Here is a 19,371-nt window from a genome sequence, read left to right on the forward strand (position 1 = left end):
CGAGACGCGCCACGGCCCGGTCAGGTGAGCTTGGCGAGCGCGTCGTCCATGATCTCGACGCCGGTGTCGATCTCCTCCTCGCTCACCGTCAGCGGCGGGGCGATGCGCAGGCAGGCGGCTCCGCCGGCGCGGCCCTTGGTGATGTTCAGCGACAGCCCGCAGGCGTAGCAGACGTCGGTCAGCGCCTTGCCGAGATCGTTCGCGGGCGCCTTCGTCGCGCGGTCCTCGACCAGCTCCACGCCCCAGAGCAGGCCCATCCCGCGCACGTCGCCGACCACTTCGTACCGGCGGGCGAGCTCGCGCAGGTGACCGCCGAGGCGTTCGCCGCGCGAGGCGGCACGGGCGGCGAGGTCCTCCTCCTGTACGACGTCGAGGACGGCCAGCGCCGCCGCCGCGGGCAGCGGGTCGGACTGGTGCGAGGTGTAGTACATGAGCCCCGCGTCGAACGCGGCCTGCTCGATCGCCTCCGTCGTGACGACCGCGCTGATCGGCAGGCCGCCGCCGAGGGTCTTGGACAGCACGACGAGGTCCGGCACGACGTCGAAGACGTCCATGCCGAACATCGCGCCGAGCCGGCCGAAGCCGGTCTGGGACTCGTCCAGCACGAACAGCATGTCGCGCTCGTGCGCCAGGTCGAGCAGCCGGGCGAGGTAGCCGGGCGGCGGCACGAGGATGCCGCCCGAGGACAGCACCGGCTCGGCCACCACGGCGGCGCGGGAGCCGCTGGTCTGCTGGTCATAGAGGTCGAACCCGACCTCCAGGCAGGTGTGGTCGCACGTGCCGGCGCAGTGCCGTACCGGGCAGCGGTAGGCGTACGGGGCCGGCAGCGCGAACGACCCGGGCATCGTCGGGCCGTGGCCCCGGCGCCCCGCCGAGTAGGTCAGCGCCTGGCTGCCGGAGGTCATGCCGTGCCAGCTCCGGGTCAGCGACACGACCTCGAAGCCGCCGGTGGCGAGCTTGGCCATCCGGACCGCCGCCTCGTTCGCCTCGCCGCCGGTGCTCAGGAACATCGAGCGGTCGAGACCGGCGGGCATGAGGTCCGCGACCCGGTCGGCCAGGGCCAGGACCGGCTCGGACAGCAGGCCGGAGTTGAGGTGGACGGCCTCGCCGAGCGAGCGGCGTACCGCCTCGACGATGCGCGGGTGGCTGTGGCCGATCGTGGCGCAGATCTGGCCGGAGGTGAAGTCGAGGACGCGGCGTCCGTCGGCGGTCTCCAGCCACGAGCCGGACGCGCGGGCGATCACGTCGTGGGAGAACTCCCCGTTGTAGCGGATCAGGCGGCGTTCACGTGGGTCCATGGGCCGATCGTCACTCCGGCGAACCGCCGGGTCCAGCGATGATTCCCGGTGGATATCCGTGGAAGAATTCGAACGATGCTGGATCTTCGGCGGCTGCGGCTGCTGCGCGAGCTGCATGCCCGCGGCACGATCGCCGCCGTGGCGGACGCCCTGTCCTTCAGCCCCTCGACCGTCTCCCACCAGCTCGCCGAGCTGCAACGGGAGGCCGGGGTGCTGCTGTTCGAGCGCGACGGGCGGCGGCTGCGCCTGACCGAGGCGGCCCGCGTGCTCGTACGCCACGCCGACGCCCTGCTCACCCGGATGGAGCGCGCCGAGGCCGAGATGGCGGCCGCCGCGGGCGTGGTGGCCGGGACCGTACGGCTCACGGCGTTCCAGACCGCGGCGATCAGCCTGGCCGCGCCCGCCCTGGCCGACCTGACGAGCCGCCATCCGGGCCTCCGGCTGGAGGTCACCGAGGCCGAGCCCGACGAGGCGCTGGACGCCCTCCTGCGCCGGGAGTGCGACGTGGCGGTCTGCGACGAGTACGGCGACCAGCGGCGCACCCGGCCTCGCGGGCTCGCCGTCGAGGAGGTCTACGCCGAGCGGGTGCGCCTCGTCCTGCCCCGCGGCCATCCGGCGGCGCACCTGCGTGAGCTGGCCGGCGCCGCGTGGGCGGGCGGCCATCCGGGCACCAGCCACGAGCGGCTGCTGGTCCAGGCGTGCACCACCGTGGGCGGTTTCGCGCCCGACATCCGGCACCGCGCGACCGACCTGCTCGTCCTGCTCGCGCTCGTCGCCACCGGCGGCGCGGTGACCCTCCTGCCCGACCTGTCCCGGCCCGAGCGCGAGCCGACGGTCACGACGAGGGACACCGGGATCGCCCGGCGCGTGCTCGTCGCCGTACGGGAGGACGGTCTCGCGCGGCCGGCGCTCGCCGCGGTCCGGTCGGCGCTGCGCCGGGCGGCGCTTGACCTTGTCCCTGGGTGAGGCAACAGCATCGGACGCGACGCGGAGAAAGGCGACATGGGTTCCCTCACGATCGGCGCGTTCGCGCGGGCGGCACGGCTGTCGCCCAAGGCACTGCGGCTGTACGACGAGCTCGGCCTGCTCCGGCCGGCGCGCGTCGACCCGGCCTCGGGCTACCGGCTGTACGAGCCGGCGCAGCTGCCCCGTGCCCGGCTCGTGGCCTGGCTCCGGCGGCTCGGCATGCCGCTGGCCCGGATCCGCGTCGTGTGCGAGCTCGAACCGGAAGAGGCCGCCCGCGAGGTCGCCGCGTACTGGGCGCGGGTCGAGGCCGACACCGCCGCCCGGCGCGACCTGGCCGCCTTCCTCATCGACCAGCTGTCGGAGCAGGCCGATGAGCGGCTGACACTCGGCATCCGCTACGCCACACGGTCCGACATCGGCCGGGTCCGCGCGACCAATGACGACTCCGTGTACGCGGGCGCGCGGCTGCTCGCGGTCGCGGACGGCTTCGGCGAGGAGGGACGCGGCGCGCCCGCGAGCGCGGCCGTCATCGAGGCGCTGCGGCCCCTCGACACCGACGTCCCCGCGGGCGACCTGCTGAACGCGCTCGACGAGGCGGTCCACTCGGCCGATGCGGCGCTGCGCGAGATCGCCCGGTCCGACCCGGCGATGGAGGGGTCCGGCAGCACGCTCACCGCGATGCTGTGGTCGGGCTCCCGGCTCGGCCTCGTCCACATCGGCGACTCCCGCGCGTACGTCCTGCGCGACGGCGAACTGTTCCAGATCACCGACGACCACACGCACGTCCAGTCGCTGGTCGACGAGGGGCGGCTCAGCCCGGAGGAGGCGGCCTCCCACCCGCAGCGGTCGCTGCTGCTGCGCGCGCTGCATGGCGGCGGCGTCGCGGCCGACCTGAAGCTGCGCGAGGCGCGGCCCGGCGACCGGTACCTGCTGTGCTCCGACGGCCTGTCCGCCGTCGTCCCGGTCCAGGCCCTCCGGGAGACCCTGACCACGTCCGCCGACCCCGAGGAGGCCGTACGGCGGCTGGTCGACCTCGCCAACGACGCGGGCGGGCCGGACAACATCACCTGCGTGGTCGCGGACGTGACCGGTTAGCCGGCGCAGCCCGGCAGCGCGGGCGCGCAGTCGGTCGGGCTGTTCACGTCGACGACCGAACGCCTGAGGACGACGGTGCCGGCGTTCTGGATCCCGCCGCCGGCCGCGCCGCTGCCGAGGGCCGGGTTGAACCGCACGAGCGTGCGGACGAGCGTGGTCGTGCCCCGGTTGTCGACCCCGCCGCCGAGGTTCCCGGCGGAGTTGGCCGCGATCGTGGACCGGATGATCCGCGCGGTGTGGCCGGCGGTCGTGAACACGCCGCCGCCGTCGCGGGCTCCGATGTTTCCGGAGAAACGGCTCGCGAGAACGGTCAGTGTACCGTCATTGTGAATGGCGCCGCCGTCTCTGTCGCCGTCCGGCCCCGGGTGGCGTTGGCCGCGAAAACGGAATGGGCGATCAGCGCGTTCCCGGTGTTCTCCGGTCCGCCGCCGTTGTCGTTCAGCGCGGTGTTCCCGGTGAGCGTGACGTGGTCGAGGACGAGCGTGCCCGCGTTCCGTACGCCGCCCGGCCCGGTGGTCGTGCCGCCGTTCCGCAGCGTGATGCCCAGGACGCGCAACCGGCCGCCGGCGGCCACGTCGAGGAGCCGCAGGTCGGCCGCCGACGGGTCGCGCTTGAGGGTCGTGGCCGGGCCGCCGACGAGCGCGATGTCGCCGGTGACCTGCGGCAGCGCGGAGGCGATCAGGTAGGTGCAGAGCGGCGCCAGCCGGAGCACGGAGGGGGTCGCGGCGACCGCGGCGGCCAGCGAGGCCGCGCCGCAGGGCACGGGGACGAGACGCCGCCGGGCGACCGCCTGTGCCGGGGCGGCCACGCCCGCGAGCACCACCACGGCCATTCCGGCCGCGGCTCCTGAGAATGAGGTCATCCGGCTCCCCCGCGTTTCTTCTCCCGTTCTCCGAAGAAGATCATCGGGATGGCTGGAAAGGCCGGCGGCGGCATTGGCCGTGTCTCAATGATGTGCGGGCACTGACGGTTTCTTGGCCGTGCGCCCGGCCGGTGCGGGAGGCCGCCCACGCGGAGGCCGGATGGTCATGGCATTGTGGGCGGATGATCCAGATCGCGACCCGTGAGGTCTATCGCAACCGCTGGATGTCCGTGCGTGAGGACGACATCCGGCACCCCGACGGGTCGCCCGGTATCTACGGCGTGGTGGACAAGCCGACGGCGGCGCTGATCATTCCCGTGCAGGACGACGGGTTCCACCTCGTCGAGCAGTACCGGTACGCGCTGTCGCGCCGGTCGTGGGAGTTCCCCCAGGGCACCTGGCCCGATGACCGGCAGACCACCACCGAGGAGCTGGCGCGCGCCGAGCTCGCGCAGGAGACCGGGCTGCGCGCGGGGCGGATCGAGCGGATCGGGTCGCTCGCGATCGCGCCCGGGCTCACGAGCCAGAACTGCGACATCTTCCTCGCCACCGGCCTGACCCCCGGCGAGCCCGACCGCGACCCGGAGGAGCAGGGCATGCGGCAGGAGTGGTTCCCCCGTGCCGAGGTGGAGCGCATGATGCGGACCGGCGAGATCGTCGACGGCCCGACCATGGCCGCCTACACGCGCTATCTCCTGCACGGCTGAGGCCGCGCGGGCTCAGACCGCGGACAGGACCCGCGTCAGGGCGTCGGCGCGCGTCTGGGTGAGGCCGCCCTCCCGTACGCGCTGGGCGATCTTGGTGCGCAGCTCGCTGACCCGCTGGTTCACGTCCACCTTCTGCCCCATCGCCAGCTGGGACTGCAGGGCGCTGATGATGTTCTCCAGGTCGATGGCCACGTCCACGCGTATGTCGCTCGCCGACAGGCCCTCATCGACCGAACGGCGCATCTGGCTCAGCGCCTCCAGCGCGGTCGGCGGCGTGACGGCCGGCGCGCTCGGTACCGTGCCCGCCTGGTTCGGCGTGGTCTGGTGCGCGGCGTGCTGGTGCGCCTGCACCCGCGAGGGCGGCGACGCGTCGGTGACCGGGCGCTCCGGCGAGGCGTCCAGCGAGCCCGGCGACGCGGAGGCCGACGGCGAGGCGTCCTCCGGCGCCGCGACCGGGCTGAACGTCGCGCCGCCCAGGACCAGGCCGACGGTGACGGCCGCCGCGGCCGTCGTGCCGCCCGCGACCAGCAACAGCCGTCCGCGCGATTTCGCCGGCGGAACCGCCGGCGCCGTGAGGGCGCGCGTCGGTGTGCGGGGCGGCCGGCGGAGCGTGATCTCACGAGCCGCGCTGGCGGCCTCGTACGCCGCCGCCTGCTCGCCCCCGGCCACCTCGTCCTCCTGGTCGCCGGGCGTCACCCCCAGCGCGGTGGCGATCTCCGAGGCGGTGGGGCGGTCCACGGCGGAGGCGGAGACGCAGCGCTCCTGCATCCCGCCGAGGGTCTCCCCCTGCTCCGGGCGGCGGCCGCGTACGGCCTCGAACCACACGATCCCGAGCGCGTACACGTCCGCGGACGGCGACAGGTCGTGCTCCGGGGGGAGGTAGGCCGGCGTGCCCATCCGCTCGTCGTCGGCAATGCCGAAGTCGAGCACCTTGACCCCGGCGGAGGTCAGGAAGATGTTGGTCGGCTTGATGTCGCGGTGGACGATCCGCGCGGCGTGCGCGGCGGCCAGGGCCGAGGCGATCTCGCCGATCACCCGTTCGATGTCGGGGACCGGGTAGCGCTCGTCCAGCGTGCCGCCGGTGAGGAGTTCCATCACGATGTACGGGGTGCCGTCGGACTCTCCGTAGTCGTGCACGGTCACGATGTGCGGATGCGACAGGGCGGCCGCCGCGCGCGCCTCCTCGCGGAAGCGCTCGCGGAACGTCTCGTCGCGTACGAGGTCCGGGTCGATCAGTTTCACCGCGACCGGACGGATCAGAACCTCATCGCGGGCGAGCCAGACGGAAGCCATGCCACCGGTGCCGATCCGCTGGCGCAGCCGGTATCTGCCGGCGAGGAGCGAGTCCATCCGCTCAGTGTGGCGCACATGAGGACGCTCGTGTGACCAGATGGGTGTCCAAAATGACCATGGAATCCTCGATCGATTCGCCCCGTATGCGCGCTACCAGCAGTCTTGCCATTTCTCGGCCCATCGCCTCCAGCGGCTGATGGACCGACGTCAACGGCGGGTCGGTGTGCCGCGCGGTGGCCGAATCGTCGAATCCGACGAGCGCGACGTCGGCCGGAATCCGCCGCCCGTGCTCCTTCAGGACGCGCATCGCGCCGACCGCCATCGGGTCCGAGGCCGCGAAGACCGCGTCCAGATCCGGCACACGGGCGAGCAGCTCGCGCATCGCGCGCTCGCCGGACTCCTCGCTGAAGTCTCCGACGGCGACGAGCTCGGGCAGGCCGGCCGTGGACAGCACGTCCTGGTAGCCGCCGAGCCGGTCGACGCCCACGCGCATGTCCTGCGGCCCGGTGATCGCGGCGACCCTGCGGCGCCCGAGGCCGATCAGATGCTCGACCGCCTTACGGGCGCCGCCGCGGTTGTCGGCGTCGACGCAGCTCACCGGATCGACGCCGACCGGCGCGCCACCGAGCACGGTGGGCACGCCGTTCTCCTCCAGGTGCCGGGGCAGCGGATCGCCGCCGTGCAGCGAGATCAGCAGGACGCCGTCGACGTGCTGGCCGGTGAGGTAGCGCTCGAACCGCGTGTGGTCGTCGGCGGACTGGGCGATCGCCAGCAGGAGCTGAAGGCCCGTACCGGCCAGCCCGGCGCTGATCCCGCGGATGATCCCGGCGAAGTACGGCTCGCCGAAGACGCGTTCCTCCGACTCCGACACGAACAGCGCGACGGTGTCGGTACGCCGGGTGACCAGTGTACGTGCGGCGCGGTTCGGGACGTAGCCGAGTTCGTCGATGGCCCGCAGCACCGCCTCGCGGGCCTCCGGGCTCACCTTCGGCGATCCGTTGACCACGCGTGAGACGGTGCCCCGGCCGACGCCGGCGAGGGCCGCGACGGCCTCGAGGGTCGGACGGGCCTGTGCTGGGTCCCGCGTACGCTCACTCACGACTTCATTCTGCCGATGACAAGCCGATTCCGCCTCGCCCGATCACCGACGAGTACCAGCGGGCGCTGGTCTTGGGGATGCGCGCCTGGGTCTCGAAGTCGACGTACACGATCCCGAACCGCTTGGCGTACCCCCAGCCCCACTCGAAGTTGTCCAGCAGTGACCAGGCGAAATACCCGCGCAGCGGCACCCCCTGGCCGATGGCCGCGTGGCAGGCGCGCAGGTGGGCGTCCAGGTAGGCGACCCGGTCGGGATCCTCGACTCCCTCGGCCGACACGACGTCGTCGAAGGCCGCCCCGTTCTCGGTGACGTAGAGCGGGACCGGCGGATAGTCGGCCGCGACCCGGGTGAGGACCTCGGTCAGGCCGGACTCGTCGATCTCCCAGCCCATCGCGGTGACCGGCCGCCCGACCTGCACGAACCCGACGTGCTCGCTGCCGGGCCAGGGCGAGGCCTGGGCGAACGGCGAGGTGATGGCCGGGGCGGCGCCCTCCTTGCCGGTGACGATGAAGCGGTTGTAGTAGTTGACGCCGAGCATGTCGATGGGCCCGCCGATGATCTCCAGGTCGCCGTCGCGGACACCGAGGTCGTACGGCTCAAGGTCGGCCAGGACGTCTTCGGGGTACCTCCCGCGCAGCAGGGCGTCGAGGAAGAACCGGTTCTGCAGCCCGTCGATCCGGCGGGCGGCGTCCACGTCTTCCGGAGCCTCGCTCGCGGGCGTGACGGCGTAGAGGTTGACCGCGGCGCCGGCCTGGGCCCCGGCGCCGCGGAGTGCGGCGGCCGCCATTCCGTGCCCGAGCAGCAGATGGTGCGCGGCCCGTACGGACGACTCCGGGTCGCGGCGGCCCGGCGCGTGGTCGCCGGAGGCGTACCCGAGGAACGCCGCGCACCACGGCTCGTTCACCGTCGTCCAGTGCGCCACCCGGTCGCCGATGGCCTCGTGCACGATCGCGGCGTATTCGGCGAACCGGTACGCCGTGTCGCGCGCGGGCCAGCCGCCCTTGTCCTCCAGCTCCTGCGGCAGGTCCCAGTGGTACAGCGTCGGCCAGGGCTCGATGCCCGCGGTGAGCAGCGCGTCCACGAGCCGACGGTAGAAGTCGAGCCCCTTGGCGTTGACCGCGCCGGAGCCGCCGGGCTGGACCCGCGGCCAGGAGATCGAGAAGCGGTAGGCGCTCAGGCCGAGCGAGGACATGAGCGCGACGTCCTCGCCGAACCGGTGGTAGTGGTCGACGGCGACGTCGCCGGTGTCCCCGCCCAGCACCACGCCGGGCGTGTGGGCGAAGGTGTCCCAGATCGAGGGCCCGCGGCCGTCCACGGCGACGGCGCCCTCGATCTGGTACGCGGCGGTCGCCGCCCCCCAGACGAAGTCCGTCGGGAAACCGAGCCGTGTCTCGGCCTGCGATGGCTGAGTTGTCATGCCTTGACCGCACCTTCCATGATTCCGCCGATGATCTGGCGGCCGAACACCACGAAGACGACGAACAGCGGGACGGTCGCCACGACGGTCCCGGCGAACATCAGCGTGTAGTCGTTGAAGTAGGCGCTGTTGAGCAGCGCGAGGGAGTACTGCACGGTCGGGTTGTCCGGGTTGAGCACCGCGCGCGGCCAGATGAACTCGTTCCAGGTCTGCATGAACGTGAACAGGGCCAGCACTGAGGCGGCCGGGCGCAGCGCCGGCAGCACGACGCTCCAGAAGATCCGGAACGTCGAGGCGCCGTCGACCCGCGCGGCCTCGATCAGCTCGTCCGGGACGGCCTGGGAGGCGTACTGCCGCATCATGAAGACGCCGAAGCCGGTGACCAGGAACGGCACGATGACGGCCTGCAGCTTGCCGGTCCAGTGCAGGTGCACCATGACCATGTACAGCGGGATGATCCCCATCTGTACCGGCACCATCATCGTGGCGACGATGACGAGCAGCAGCGCGTTGCGGCCGCGGAAGCGCAGCTTGGCGAAGGCGAACCCGGCCAGCGAGGCGAAGAACACCGTCGAGAAGGCGACCACGGCCGAGGCGATGGCGGAGTTCACCAGTGCCTTGGCGAAGTGCGCCTGCTCGTTGTCGAACAGCCGGTTCATGTTCTCGCCCAGGTGCTGGCCGGCGATGAACGGCGGCGGTACCGCGCCGACCACGTCGTTGGTACGCGTGGCGACGACGAACATCCAGTACAGCGGGAACGCCGACAGCGCGATCCCGAAGATCAGCACGGCGTACGTCAGCGGGCTCGCCTGCCACAGGCGCGCCGAGCCCGCCACGGCCACGCGCGTACGGCGAACGACGAAGGCCTTCATTTCTCGCCTCCCGCGAGCCGGCGGATGATCAGGAAGTTGAGCAGCGAGAAGACCAGGATCAGCAGGAACAGCATCCAGGCGACGGCCGATCCGTAGCCGTACTGGAAGCGCTGGAAGGCGTTCTCGAACATGTACATCGACACGGTCTGCGACTGCCGGAGCGAGCCGCCGTTCATGTAGCCGTTGTTGAACAGCAGCGGTTCGGTGAACAGCTGCAGGCCCCCGATGGTGGAGATGATCGTGACGAAGACGATCGTCGGGCGCAGCAGCGGGACCGTGATGCGCCAGAACTGCTTCTTCCGGGACGCCCCGTCGATGGCCGCCGCCTCGTACAGCGTGCGCGGGATCGCCTGCATGCCGGCCAGGAAGATCAGCGCGTTGTAGCCGGTCCACCGCCAGTCGACCATGGTCGAGATGGCCAGCCACGAGGACCACTTGTTCGCCTGCCAGTCGACCTTGTGGACGCCGAAGAAATGCAGGAACCAGTTGGCCATGCCGTAGTCGCGCCCGAAGATCTGCGTGAACACGATCGCCACCGCCGCGACCGAGGTGACCAGCGGCAGCAGCACGCCCATGCGGAACAGCGTGGGCGCCCGCATCTTGCGGTTGAGCGCGTTCGCGAGCAGCAGTGCCAGCATGATCTGCGGGATGGTGGCGATGGCGAACATCCCGAACGTGTTGCCGACCGCGTTCCAGAACTGGTCGTCGCTCATCAGCCGCGTGTAGTTCCGCAGGCCGATGAACTCGTGGTCGCCGATGATCTCCCAGTGGTTCAGCGAGACCCAGAACGTGTAGCCGAGCGGGAACAGGCCGAACACGAGGAACAGCAGGTAGAAGGGCGAGATGTAGAGGTACGGCGAGAGCGACACGTCCAGCCGGGACAGCCGGGTCCGCCATCGGCGGCGCCGGGATGGCGGCGCGACCTGGGCGCCGGCCGGGGCGGGCCGCACGTCGAGAGCCATTCGGGAGGTCCTTTCCATTAGGTGTCGGGGGCGGGGGGCGGCGCCGGCAGGTCGTCCTGGGGAGCCCGGCGCCGCCACCCGGTCTCACCCCGTTCCCGCGGCCTTCTTCGCGTCGGAGACGGCCTTGCCCCAGCCGGAGCCGGGAGACAGCTTCCCCTGGGCGATCGCGCGCAGGTCGGCCTCGACCGCCTGGCGCACCTCCTGGTTGTCGGCCCCCAGATAGACCGGCTTGAGGTTGACCGCGGCCGGGCCGTAGATCGCGCCGACCGGGGCGTTGTTGAAGTACGGGTTGGCGAACGCCTTGACCGAGGCGTCGCTCAGCGCCTGCGGCGAGGACGGCAGGTTGTTGGCGACCTTGAACGCGCCGATCTGCCCCTGCGTGCTGGTCAGGAACTTCACCAGGTCGGCGGCCTCTTTCGGGTGCTTGCTCTGCGTCGGCACCGCGAGCCACGAACCGCCCCAGCTACCGCCGCCGCCCGGCACACCGGCGACGTCCCACTTGCCGCTCTGCCCGTCGCCGCCGAACTGCTTGATCAGGCCGAGCATCCAGGCCGGGCACGGCGCCGTCGCGAACGCGCCCTTCTTCAGCGCCTGGCTCCACGGGTCGGACAGGAACTGCACGCCGTTCGCCAGGCCCGCCTGCGACATCTTCACGGTCTCGTCCCAGGCCGCCTTCACGGCCGGGTTCGACTCCATGACGAACTTGTTGCTCTGGTCGAAGTAGGTCTGGTTGGTGCCCTTGCCTGCCTCCTGCATGAGGATGGTGTTGTAGTAGGTCTCGGGGCTGTCGATGAACTTCGTGCCACCGCCGATCGCCGCGGTGAACTTCTTGCCGGTGGCGATGAAGTCGTCCCACGTGGGCCACAGCTTGGTGACGGCGTCCCGGTCGCTCGGCAGCTTGGCCTTCTTGAACAGGTCACTGCGGTAGCACAGCGCCATGCTGCCGACGTCGGTGCCGAGGCCGATGAGCTTGGAGCCGTCCGGGCTCATCCCGCCCTGCCACTTCCACGGGATGAAGTTGTTCTGCAGCGAGGACGCGCCGTACTTCTTCAGGTCGACGAACTTGTCCGGCTGGGACTTGAACTTGACCATGATGCCCTCTTCGATGGCCACCACGTCGCCGGCGCCGGCGCCCGCCGCGATCCACTGCTGGAGCCGCGGCGTGTAGTCATCGAGCTTGGGGACGTTCCGCTCGCTGATCTTGATATTCGGGTGTTGGGCCTCGTACTGCTTGTAAAGGTCCTGGTAGCCGAAGGTGCCGAAGTCGTCGACGGTCAGGGTGATCTTGTCGCCCGATCCGCCGCCGGAGCCCTTCTTGTCACTGTCCCCCGCGCACGCCGTCGCCGCAGCGAGCGCGGCGGACAGCACCATCGCCAGGGCGATATGCCCGCGATGTCTGATGACCCTCATTTGACGAACCCCTCTCAGGTCGTCTCCATTAGCCGGGTTCATGGGCCACCGGGCTCCGCGGGCCCGGCGCCCGTGGGAGCGCTCCCACGCAGCGAAGCCGTGAGAGGTGCCAGGTGTCAATAGTTCGAAACCGGTTCGTTACATGACGGACATGCCGCACTGGCCTTCCCGGCACATGACACGCTCGGAGAATGAGGCTCACCGAGGAGACCGCGCGCTCGCGCCTCGCGTCGGTGCCGGTCGTCCGTCTGGCCACGACGGATGGGGAGGGTCGCCCGCACCTGGTCGTGACGACGTTCGCGGTCGACGGCGACCGCCTCTACACGGCCGTCGACGCCAAGCCGAAGAGCACCCGCGACCTGAAACGCCTGCGCAACATCCGTGCCGACCCGCGCGTGGCCGTCCTGGCCGACCACTACGAGGACGACTGGTCACGCCTGTGGTGGGCACGCGCCGACGGCACCGCCGAGATCGTCGAGGACCCCGGCGCGATGGCCCGGCCGATCGCCCTGCTCCGCGAGCGCTATGGGCAGTATCGCGAGACGCCGCCCGAGGGCCCGGTCGTCGCGATCACCGTCGAACGCTGGACCGGCTGGGCCGCGGGCTAGGGCTCTAGGCGACGAGCGCGCGGACCTGTTCCGGGGTGCGGAAGACCTCGGCCCGCATGCCGGCCTCGCGGGCGGCGAGCACGTTGACCTCGCGGTCGTCGAGGAAGAGGCAGTCGCGCGGCTCGACGCCGAGGCGCTGGGCCACGATCTCGTACGCCCGGCGGTCGGGCTTGGCCACGCCGATCTCGCAGGAGTACGTCAGCGCGCTGAAGTGCGCGAGCCACGCGCGGTGCCGCGCCTCGAAGATCGGCACGAGGTCGCCGACGATGTTGGACAGCAGCCCGAGGGTGTGCCCCTCGGCGGCCAGCTCTCCGATCAGCTCGACCATGACCTCGTCGGCGTTGGACCAGCTGTCCATGTCGGCCTCGATCAGCGCGCGGACCGCGCCGTCGTCGAAGCGCGTCCCGATCCGGCCGGCGACCGCGGCCCAGTAGTCCGCGCCCGGCTGCCCGGCGTCGTACGGCTCGCGCAACGCCCAGTACGCCTCCCAGAACGCGGTGGGGTCGTCGAGGCCCGCAGCCTTTTCGATCTTGCGGATGTCCTCGGGCGCCTGGGTCGAGGCGATGACTCCGAACAGGTCGAACACGATCGCGCGCGGCATGGGGTCCTCTCGGTCTGGGGCGCTCGGCACGGCGACACCGAGCCTAACCGGCGGGGGATGACGATCATTTGAGCAAGCGGTTGGGCAACACGTCATAATGGTGGGGTGACGACCACGGGCAAGGACAAGGGACCGCACCGGGCCGCCGGTGGAGCCCGGCGCCGCGGCCGGGGCTCGTCCGTGCTCCCCTCAGAGCGCCGCGAGCACCTCGTACGGCTCGCGGCCGAGCTGTTCGCCGAAAAGGGCTACCAGGCGACGACCGTCCGCAACATCGCGGACGAGGCCGGCATTCTCTCGGGCAGCCTTTACCACCATTTCGACTCCAAAGAATCGATCGTCGACGAGATCCTCACGGCATTCTTCGACGAGCTCGCCGCGGCCAATCAGGCGGTGCTGGAAAAGGGCGGCGACCCGCGTACGATCCTGGCCGGGCTCGTCGGCATCTGCTTCGGCACGCTCGTGCCGCACCGGGCCGCCATCATGGTCCTGCAGAACGACTGGAACTACCTGCGCCAGTTCGACCGCTTCGACTATCTGTCCAAGTCCGAGGAGGTCGCGGAGCGGTTGTGGGTCGGCCAGCTCGTCGAGGGCCAGCGGACCGGGTTGTTCCGCGACGACATCGACGCCCGGCTGACCTACCGCATGATCCGCGACACGATCTGGGTGGCCGTCCGGTGGTTCCGGCCCGGCGGCCGGCTCGACGCCCAGGGTCTCGCCGACCATTACATAAAGGTGCTCTTCGACGGCATCGCCGTCCACTGAAGCGCCCTTCCAATCGTCATCCCACGGCCGTTCCAAGATCGGTTGGAGGCTGAGGACGGTCGAGCGGCGACCTGTTGACTTTGTGTTGCAAAGCTTGCTAGCTTTGCAACACAAAGCCGAGGAGGCGCAGATGCCATGAACGAGACACCTGACACCGGTCGCGCTGCCGCAGCGGGCGCCGGCGGCGAGTTCACCCCCCAGGCGGCGGCACTGCTCCTGGAGCAGGCCACGCGGCAGGCGCGACGCCGGTTCGAGCCGTACCCGCCGGTGTTCTCAGCGTTCCGGGCGGTCATCGCGCTCGCCATCTACGGCACGATCTGGCTGTCGGTGCGCGACCAGCACCCCTACCGTGGGCCGGATGTCGCGGTCTACCTCGTCGTCCTCGCGCTCGCGGCGGTCAACCTCGGCGCGGCCGTCACGGTGGCCAGACGCGCGACCGCCGGGATCCGCGGAAGAACCCGCATGCGCCCGGCCGAGGTCACGACCATGGCCGCGGTGTGGATCGGCGTGTTCGTGGTCATGGGGGCGCTGCCCGCGGCCGGAGCGAGCCGGGGCGTCGTCTACGGCCTCTATCCGGCCAGCGCGCCGCTCATCGTCGCCGGCCTCGCCTGGGCCGGCATCATGGCGGCCCGGGCGAACGGGCCCGGCACCGGCGCCGCGCTGGCGGTGGCCGCCGTCGGCGCGCTGGCCGCCGTCGCGGGACCGGCGGGCGCATGGGCGGTCGCCGGCTCGGGCCTGTGCGTGGTGCTCATGGTCACGGCCGCCGCCACCGCCCGGCGGCACCGTGCCCGGGCGATTCGCCCATGACCGATGACGCGCTCGACCCGCTGATCCACGTCCCGGCGCGGCTGCGGATCGTCGCGGCCCTGGCCACGCTGCCCGACGGCGACACCCTCTCCTTCACCCGCCTGCAGGATCTCATCGGGCTGACCCCCGGCAACCTCATCACCCACCTGCGCAAGCTGGAAGACGCCGGCTACCTCAGCAGCGACAAGACCGGCAGCGGAACCGCGTCCAAGACCACAGTGGCCTTGACCGGTCACGGCCGCACCGCCCTCGCCGCCTACACCGCAACGCTCCGCACGCTGCTCAACGGCCTGTAGAACGACCCGGTCCCGGGCTGGGAGAGGCGTGGACGGTCCTCAGCGCCTGATCGACTCCTCGGTGAGTGCGGGCGGCGCGGTCGCGGGTGCCTCGACGGCGGGCAGGACGCGGGCGAGCCAGCCCGGCAGCCACCAGTTGACCGCGCCGAGCAGCTCCATGACCGCGGGCACGAGCACCATCCGTACGACGGTCGCGTCGATCAGCACCGCGACGCCCAGGCCCAGGCCGACCTGCTTGACCTCGATCTGCCCGACGAGCAGCACCGACAGGAACACGAACACCATGATCGCGGCGGCCGCGGTGATGACGCGGGCGGTGCGGGCCAGGCCCCTTGTCACCGCCGTCCTCGTCTCGGCGCCCAGGTCGTACTCCTCGCGGACGCGGGAGATCAGGAAGACCTCGTAGTCGGTGGAGAGCCCGAACAGGATCGGGAACATGAACAGCGGCACCCACGGCGTCACCGGCATGCCGGTCGGGAAGCCGAGCTGGTGGCCGAGCCAGCCCCATTGCACGACCGCGGTGAGCACGCCGTACGCCGCCGCGATGGATAGGAGGTTCATCACCGCGGCCTTCACCGCGATGGCGACCGAGCGGACGAGCACGAGCAGCAGGAGCAGTGACAGGCCGACGACGACCGCGATCAGCCACGGCAGCCGGGACCGTACGGAATCGGAGAAGTCGATCGTCCCGGCGTTGGGCCCGCCGATGAGCACGCGCGCGTCTCCCGCCGCGCGCGGTACGACGGTGTCGCGCAGCCGGTGGACGAGCCGCGGCGTCGCGGCGTCCTGCATCCCGGTCGTGGGGTAGGCGACGAACAGCGCGGCGGCCCCGTCCCGGCTGGTACGCGCGGGCGTCACGGTGGCGACGCCGGGCGTGCGCCCGACCGCGGCCGCCACCGCCGACGCGGCGCCGGGCGAGCGGGAGACGACGACCAGCGGCGCGTCGTAGCCGGGGCCGAAGCCGTCGGCGAGGATGCGGTGCGTGGCGTAGCTGCTGGTGTCGTGCGGCTGGGTGCTGGAGTCGGTGAAGCTCAGCCGCATCGACAGGGCCGGGGCCGCGAGGACGAGCAGGAGGACCGTGGCGATGACGCCGGCCGCGACCGGGCGTCGCTGGATCACCCCGGCCCAGCGCTCGGACAGCGGAGGGCGCCCGGTCCGGCGGGCCAGGAACGGCACCCGGAACCGGTCGATGTCACGTCCGGTGAAACCGAGCAGCGCCGGCAGCAGCGTCACCGCGGCGATCATGGTCATCAGCACGGTGAGCGAGGCGGCCACCGCGACCGCGCTCAGCAGCCGCTGCTGCATGACGAACAGGCCGAGGAGCGCGACCACGACGGTGGTGCCGGCGAAGACGACCGACCGGCCCGCCGTCGCGATGGCCGTCGTGGTGGCCTCCTCGGGGTCCGCGCCGCCGTCGAGGGCCTCGCGGAAGCGCGTGACGATGAACAGCGCGTAGTCCACGCCGACGCCGAGCCCGATGAGGCCGGCGACGATCGGGCCGAACGAGGGCGCGGGCAGCGCGTGGGCGACCAGTTCGATGCCGGCCAGCCCGGTGCCGATGCCGAAGACCGCGGTGATGATCGGCAGGCCCATGGCGAGCAGGGAACCGAACGCCACCAGGAGCACGATCACCGCCGCGAGCAGGCCGATCCCCTCGGTGGGGCCGCCTCCGGGCGTCTCGGCGTCGGTCACCGCGCTGCCGCCGAGGGCGAGCGTGAGGCCGTCACCGGACGCGTCGCGTACGTCGGAGATCATCTTCAGCACGCCGGCCTTCGGCATCTCGGCGGAGATCCGGTCGAGCTGGATCGGTGCGAACGCCGTGCGCCGGTCGGGCGAGACCTGTCCCGGAGTCCCGTACGGGGAGGTCACCGAGGTGACGTGCGGGCCATGCGAAAGCTCGCCGATGACCTTCTCCACGCGGGGCCGTACGCCGGCCACTCCCCCGTCCGCGTGGATGGCCAGGGTGAGCGTGTCGCCGTTCTGCTCCGGGAAGTGGTCCTTGATCAGGTTCTGCGCCCGCGCGGACTCCGTGTCGCCGCCACCGAAGGCGTTGTCGGCCGCCGGGGCGAAGCCGAAGCCGGCCGCCATCACGATCGCGGCGCCGGCGATCCAGAGCAGCAGGACCCGGCGCCGGCGGCGATAGCAGAAGCGGGCCAGCCGGACGAGCGGGCCGTCGTGCATGGGAATCTCCTCGTTGTCTGCCGGCCCCCAGATTCCCGGGTCGGGGGCGGGCAGGGCGTCATGCGAGCGATGACACTTCGGCCCCGGCCGTACTCCGTGAGGAGTACGGCCGCGTACGCGTCACAGGGAGTACTGGACCGCGCTCCGCTCGGCGACGATCGGCGTGACGCACTCGTCGATGACCTTCCGGTGCGTGGGATGGTCGCGATAGACGAGGAACGCGTCGCGGTCCGCGAAGTCGGCGACCACGGCGAAGTCGGCGTTGCCGGGGTTCATCCCCGCGTCGGCGCCGACCGCGTAGGCGCGCAGCTCGGGGATGGCGCCGGGCAGCTCGTTCAGCCGCTCCCCGAGCGTACGGATCTGCTCCTCGGTCGCGTCCTCGCGCCACCGGAACACCACCACATGCCGGAATCCGGACACCGTCATCCTCCTCTTGTCGACACCGGGGACGACCCTACGCTCAGCCTCCGGGCGTCTCCCCCAGCAGGTCGCTCGCGGACCGGTGGATCTTGGCCAGCGCGCTCATCAGGTGCGTGCGCTCGGCCTCGGTGAGGTCGGCGGTGACCCTCTCCTCCAGGAACCTCCGCTCGGCCTCCACCGGCTCTCGCAGCGCCCGTCCGGCGTCGGTGAGCCAGAGCCGTACGAGGCGCTGGTCCTTGTCGTCGCGGCGGCGGGTGAGCAGCCCGCCGGCGGTCATGCGGGTGGCCATCTTGACGACGGTGGGCGTGGTGACGTTCAGCGCGGCGGCGACGTCCCCGGGCGTACGGCCGTCCTGCTCCCACAGCAGCGCGAGCATGTGGTTCTGCCCGAGGTGCAGCCCGTGCCGGCGCATGGCCCCGTCGGCCGCGGCGCGGAGCGCCTTCGACGTCCTGCCGTGCAGGTCCAGGAACTCCGGCATCGCGCCTCCCACGAGTCGATTGACGGCTAATCATTTACCGGCTAGCGTTCCGTCGCGCAGCTATCGATAGACGGCAAACGACTTTGGAGAGCCATATGATACTGGTCACCGGCGCCACCGGGAACATCGGCCGTGACCTCGTGCGCGAGCTCGGCGCCCGTGGTGCCGCGCAGCGCCTCCTGGTGCGCGACCCCGCCCGCGCCGCCGGGCTGCCCGAGGAGGCCGAACGCGTCGTGGCGGACCTCGGCGAGCCCGCGACACTGGCGCCCGCCTTCGCCGGCGCGGACCGGATGTTCCTCCTGACGCCGGGCATCGGCACCGGGCACACCGGCAACGCCCTCGCCGCCGCGAAGGCCGCCGGCGTGCGCCACATCGTGCACCTGTCCTCCACGAACGTGCTCGGCGACCCGATGCCGCCCATGGGCCACTGGCACCACGAGCGCGAGAAGATGATCCGCGCCTCCGGAATCCCCGCCACGTTCCTGCGGCCGAACGGCTTCATGCTCAACGCGCTCGAATGGGCGCGGAGCATCCGCGAGGAGGGCTTCGTCATCGACGCGATCGGGCCCGGACGCCACGCGTCCGTCGACACCGCCGACGTCGCCGCCGTCGCGGCGCTCGTCCTCACCGAGGACGGCCACGAAGGCCGGGAGTACTCCCTCACCGGCGACGAGGCCCTCACCGTCGCCGAACAGGCGCTGATCATCGCCGAGACCGTCGGCCGTGACATCGAGGTCCGTACGGCGGCCACGACGGAAGAGGCCGTACGGTCGCGCTTCCCGGACGGCGCGCCCCCGGCGCTCGCCGAGGCCGCCGCGAAGACGCTGGCGCTCATGCGCGCCGACACGGTCGGCCTCCGCACCGACACCGTGGAGCGGCTCCTCGGCCGCCCGCCGCGAAGCTTCGCGGACTGGTGCGCGCGCAACGCCGGCGCGTTCCGCCGCTGAGCAGACGGGAACGGGAAAGGGCGGCCGGTGAACCCGGCCGCCCTTGCTCACTGATGTGTTAGGACCAGGACACTCCGCCCATCACGCCTTCCTCTCCCCGCATGTCAACAGGACCCCGCTCCCCTATGCGGTGATCTCCTGGCACCGAGGCTAGAAGCTCCAAGCCGAACTTGAAATACGTCTTTTGACCTATTTTGACCCAAGCACTACTCGCATTTACGATTTCACGTACAGTCACGAACATTCTTGGTCTCCGGACACCCGTCCGAATATGCACCAAGCCGGACCCG

General features: G+C 71.5%; 21 protein-coding genes. 8 read left to right on the plus strand and 13 right to left on the minus strand.

The window, feature by feature from the left end; genetic code table 11:
• Window positions 1-20: 20 nt before the first annotated feature.
• Window positions 21-1,298: an aspartate aminotransferase family protein gene (locus QWU11_RS28295; protein WP_290117484.1), complete on the minus strand. Its 1,278-nt coding sequence runs from the start codon at window positions 1,296-1,298 to the stop codon at window positions 21-23.
• Window positions 1,299-1,373: 75 nt separating this feature from the next.
• Between QWU11_RS28295 and QWU11_RS28300 the strand changes: the two genes are divergently transcribed.
• Together QWU11_RS28300 and QWU11_RS28305 are read left to right on the plus strand one after the other, a co-directional pair.
• Window positions 1,374-2,264 (plus strand): LysR family transcriptional regulator, encoded by an 891-nt coding sequence (locus QWU11_RS28300; RefSeq protein ID WP_290117485.1) that lies wholly within the window; start codon window positions 1,374-1,376, stop codon window positions 2,262-2,264.
• Between the two features lie 36 nt (window positions 2,265-2,300).
• Window positions 2,301-3,359 (plus strand): MerR family transcriptional regulator, encoded by a 1,059-nt coding sequence (locus tag QWU11_RS28305; RefSeq protein ID WP_290117486.1) that lies wholly within the window; start codon window positions 2,301-2,303, stop codon window positions 3,357-3,359.
• On the opposite strand, the gene QWU11_RS28310 is transcribed toward QWU11_RS28305, so the two are convergent.
• Both QWU11_RS28310 and QWU11_RS28315 read right to left on the minus strand, forming a co-directional pair.
• The gene (locus QWU11_RS28310) at window positions 3,356-3,616 is read right to left on the minus strand and encodes a hypothetical protein (RefSeq protein ID WP_290117487.1); all 261 of its coding nucleotides are present in this window, start codon (window positions 3,614-3,616) and stop codon (window positions 3,356-3,358) included. The genes QWU11_RS28305 and QWU11_RS28310 overlap by 4 nt on opposite strands.
• Window positions 3,617-3,669: 53 nt before the next feature.
• Entirely contained in the window at window positions 3,670-4,221 is a 552-nt protein-coding gene (locus tag QWU11_RS28315) for a hypothetical protein (RefSeq protein WP_290117488.1), read from the minus strand.
• A 182-nt stretch (window positions 4,222-4,403) separates the two neighbouring features.
• Here QWU11_RS28315 and QWU11_RS28320 point away from each other — a divergent pair, with 182 nt between their 5' ends.
• Window positions 4,404-4,928: an NUDIX hydrolase gene (locus QWU11_RS28320; RefSeq protein WP_290117489.1), complete on the plus strand. Its 525-nt coding sequence runs from the start codon at window positions 4,404-4,406 to the stop codon at window positions 4,926-4,928.
• A gap of 12 nt (window positions 4,929-4,940) precedes the next feature.
• Here QWU11_RS28320 and QWU11_RS28325 read toward each other — a convergent pair whose 3' ends face one another.
• The 6 genes from QWU11_RS28325 to QWU11_RS28350 all read right to left on the minus strand — a co-directional run bounded on the left by QWU11_RS28325 (window position 4,941) and on the right by QWU11_RS28350 (window position 11,981).
• Window positions 4,941-6,278, minus strand: coding sequence for a serine/threonine-protein kinase (locus tag QWU11_RS28325; RefSeq protein WP_290117490.1), 1,338 nt, complete (start codon window positions 6,276-6,278; stop codon window positions 4,941-4,943).
• Window positions 6,279-6,282: 4 nt separating this feature from the next.
• A complete protein-coding gene (locus QWU11_RS28330) occupies window positions 6,283-7,320 on the minus strand; it encodes a LacI family DNA-binding transcriptional regulator (protein WP_290117491.1) in 1,038 nt (345 codons plus the stop codon).
• A 4-nt stretch (window positions 7,321-7,324) separates the two neighbouring features.
• Window positions 7,325-8,737: a GH1 family beta-glucosidase gene (locus QWU11_RS28335; RefSeq protein WP_290117492.1), complete on the minus strand. Its 1,413-nt coding sequence runs from the start codon at window positions 8,735-8,737 to the stop codon at window positions 7,325-7,327.
• Entirely contained in the window at window positions 8,734-9,609 is an 876-nt protein-coding gene (locus QWU11_RS28340; protein ID WP_290117493.1) for a carbohydrate ABC transporter permease, read from the minus strand. Before QWU11_RS28340 ends, QWU11_RS28335 begins: the two co-directional genes overlap by 4 nt.
• Window positions 9,606-10,571, minus strand: coding sequence for a sugar ABC transporter permease (locus QWU11_RS28345; protein WP_290117494.1), 966 nt, complete (start codon window positions 10,569-10,571; stop codon window positions 9,606-9,608). The genes QWU11_RS28340 and QWU11_RS28345 overlap by 4 nt, the downstream gene beginning before the upstream one ends.
• A gap of 84 nt (window positions 10,572-10,655) precedes the next feature.
• Window positions 10,656-11,981: an extracellular solute-binding protein gene (locus QWU11_RS28350; RefSeq protein WP_290117495.1), complete on the minus strand. Its 1,326-nt coding sequence runs from the start codon at window positions 11,979-11,981 to the stop codon at window positions 10,656-10,658.
• 191 nt (window positions 11,982-12,172) lie between these two features.
• Here QWU11_RS28350 and QWU11_RS28355 point away from each other — a divergent pair, with 191 nt between their 5' ends.
• A complete protein-coding gene (locus QWU11_RS28355) occupies window positions 12,173-12,589 on the plus strand; it encodes a TIGR03668 family PPOX class F420-dependent oxidoreductase (RefSeq protein ID WP_290117496.1) in 417 nt (138 codons plus the stop codon).
• A gap of 4 nt (window positions 12,590-12,593) precedes the next feature.
• Here QWU11_RS28355 and QWU11_RS28360 read toward each other — a convergent pair whose 3' ends face one another.
• Entirely contained in the window at window positions 12,594-13,190 is a 597-nt protein-coding gene (locus tag QWU11_RS28360; RefSeq protein ID WP_290117497.1) for an HAD family phosphatase, read from the minus strand.
• Window positions 13,191-13,295: 105 nt separating this feature from the next.
• Here QWU11_RS28360 and QWU11_RS28365 point away from each other — a divergent pair, with 105 nt between their 5' ends.
• The 3 genes from QWU11_RS28365 (at window position 13,296) to QWU11_RS28375 (ending at window position 15,055) form a co-directional block, all read left to right on the plus strand.
• Window positions 13,296-13,952 (plus strand): TetR/AcrR family transcriptional regulator, encoded by a 657-nt coding sequence (locus tag QWU11_RS28365; protein ID WP_290117498.1) that lies wholly within the window; start codon window positions 13,296-13,298, stop codon window positions 13,950-13,952.
• Window positions 13,953-14,087: 135 nt separating this feature from the next.
• Window positions 14,088-14,759, plus strand: coding sequence for a hypothetical protein (locus tag QWU11_RS28370; protein WP_290117499.1), 672 nt, complete (start codon window positions 14,088-14,090; stop codon window positions 14,757-14,759).
• Window positions 14,756-15,055, plus strand: a complete 300-nt coding sequence (locus QWU11_RS28375; protein ID WP_290117500.1) for a transcriptional regulator — start codon at window positions 14,756-14,758, stop codon at window positions 15,053-15,055. Before QWU11_RS28370 ends, QWU11_RS28375 begins: the two co-directional genes overlap by 4 nt.
• A gap of 39 nt (window positions 15,056-15,094) precedes the next feature.
• Here QWU11_RS28375 and QWU11_RS28380 read toward each other — a convergent pair whose 3' ends face one another.
• From QWU11_RS28380 to QWU11_RS28390, 3 genes are all read right to left on the minus strand, one after another.
• The gene (locus tag QWU11_RS28380) at window positions 15,095-17,236 is read right to left on the minus strand and encodes an MMPL family transporter (RefSeq protein ID WP_290117501.1); all 2,142 of its coding nucleotides are present in this window, start codon (window positions 17,234-17,236) and stop codon (window positions 15,095-15,097) included.
• A 120-nt stretch (window positions 17,237-17,356) separates the two neighbouring features.
• Window positions 17,357-17,656, minus strand: coding sequence for a Dabb family protein (locus QWU11_RS28385; protein ID WP_290117502.1), 300 nt, complete (start codon window positions 17,654-17,656; stop codon window positions 17,357-17,359).
• 40 nt (window positions 17,657-17,696) lie between these two features.
• The gene (locus QWU11_RS28390; protein WP_290117503.1) at window positions 17,697-18,134 is read right to left on the minus strand and encodes a MarR family transcriptional regulator; all 438 of its coding nucleotides are present in this window, start codon (window positions 18,132-18,134) and stop codon (window positions 17,697-17,699) included.
• A 95-nt stretch (window positions 18,135-18,229) separates the two neighbouring features.
• On the opposite strand from QWU11_RS28390, the gene QWU11_RS28395 reads away from it, so the two are divergent.
• Entirely contained in the window at window positions 18,230-19,081 is an 852-nt protein-coding gene (locus QWU11_RS28395) for an NAD(P)H-binding protein (RefSeq protein ID WP_290117504.1), read from the plus strand.
• The last annotated feature ends 290 nt before the right edge of the window (window positions 19,082-19,371 follow it).

The sequence above is a fragment of the Actinomadura sp. DC4 genome, from assembly GCF_030406325.1.
In the GTDB taxonomy this organism is placed as follows: Bacteria; Actinomycetota; Actinomycetes; order Streptosporangiales; family Streptosporangiaceae; genus Actinoallomurus.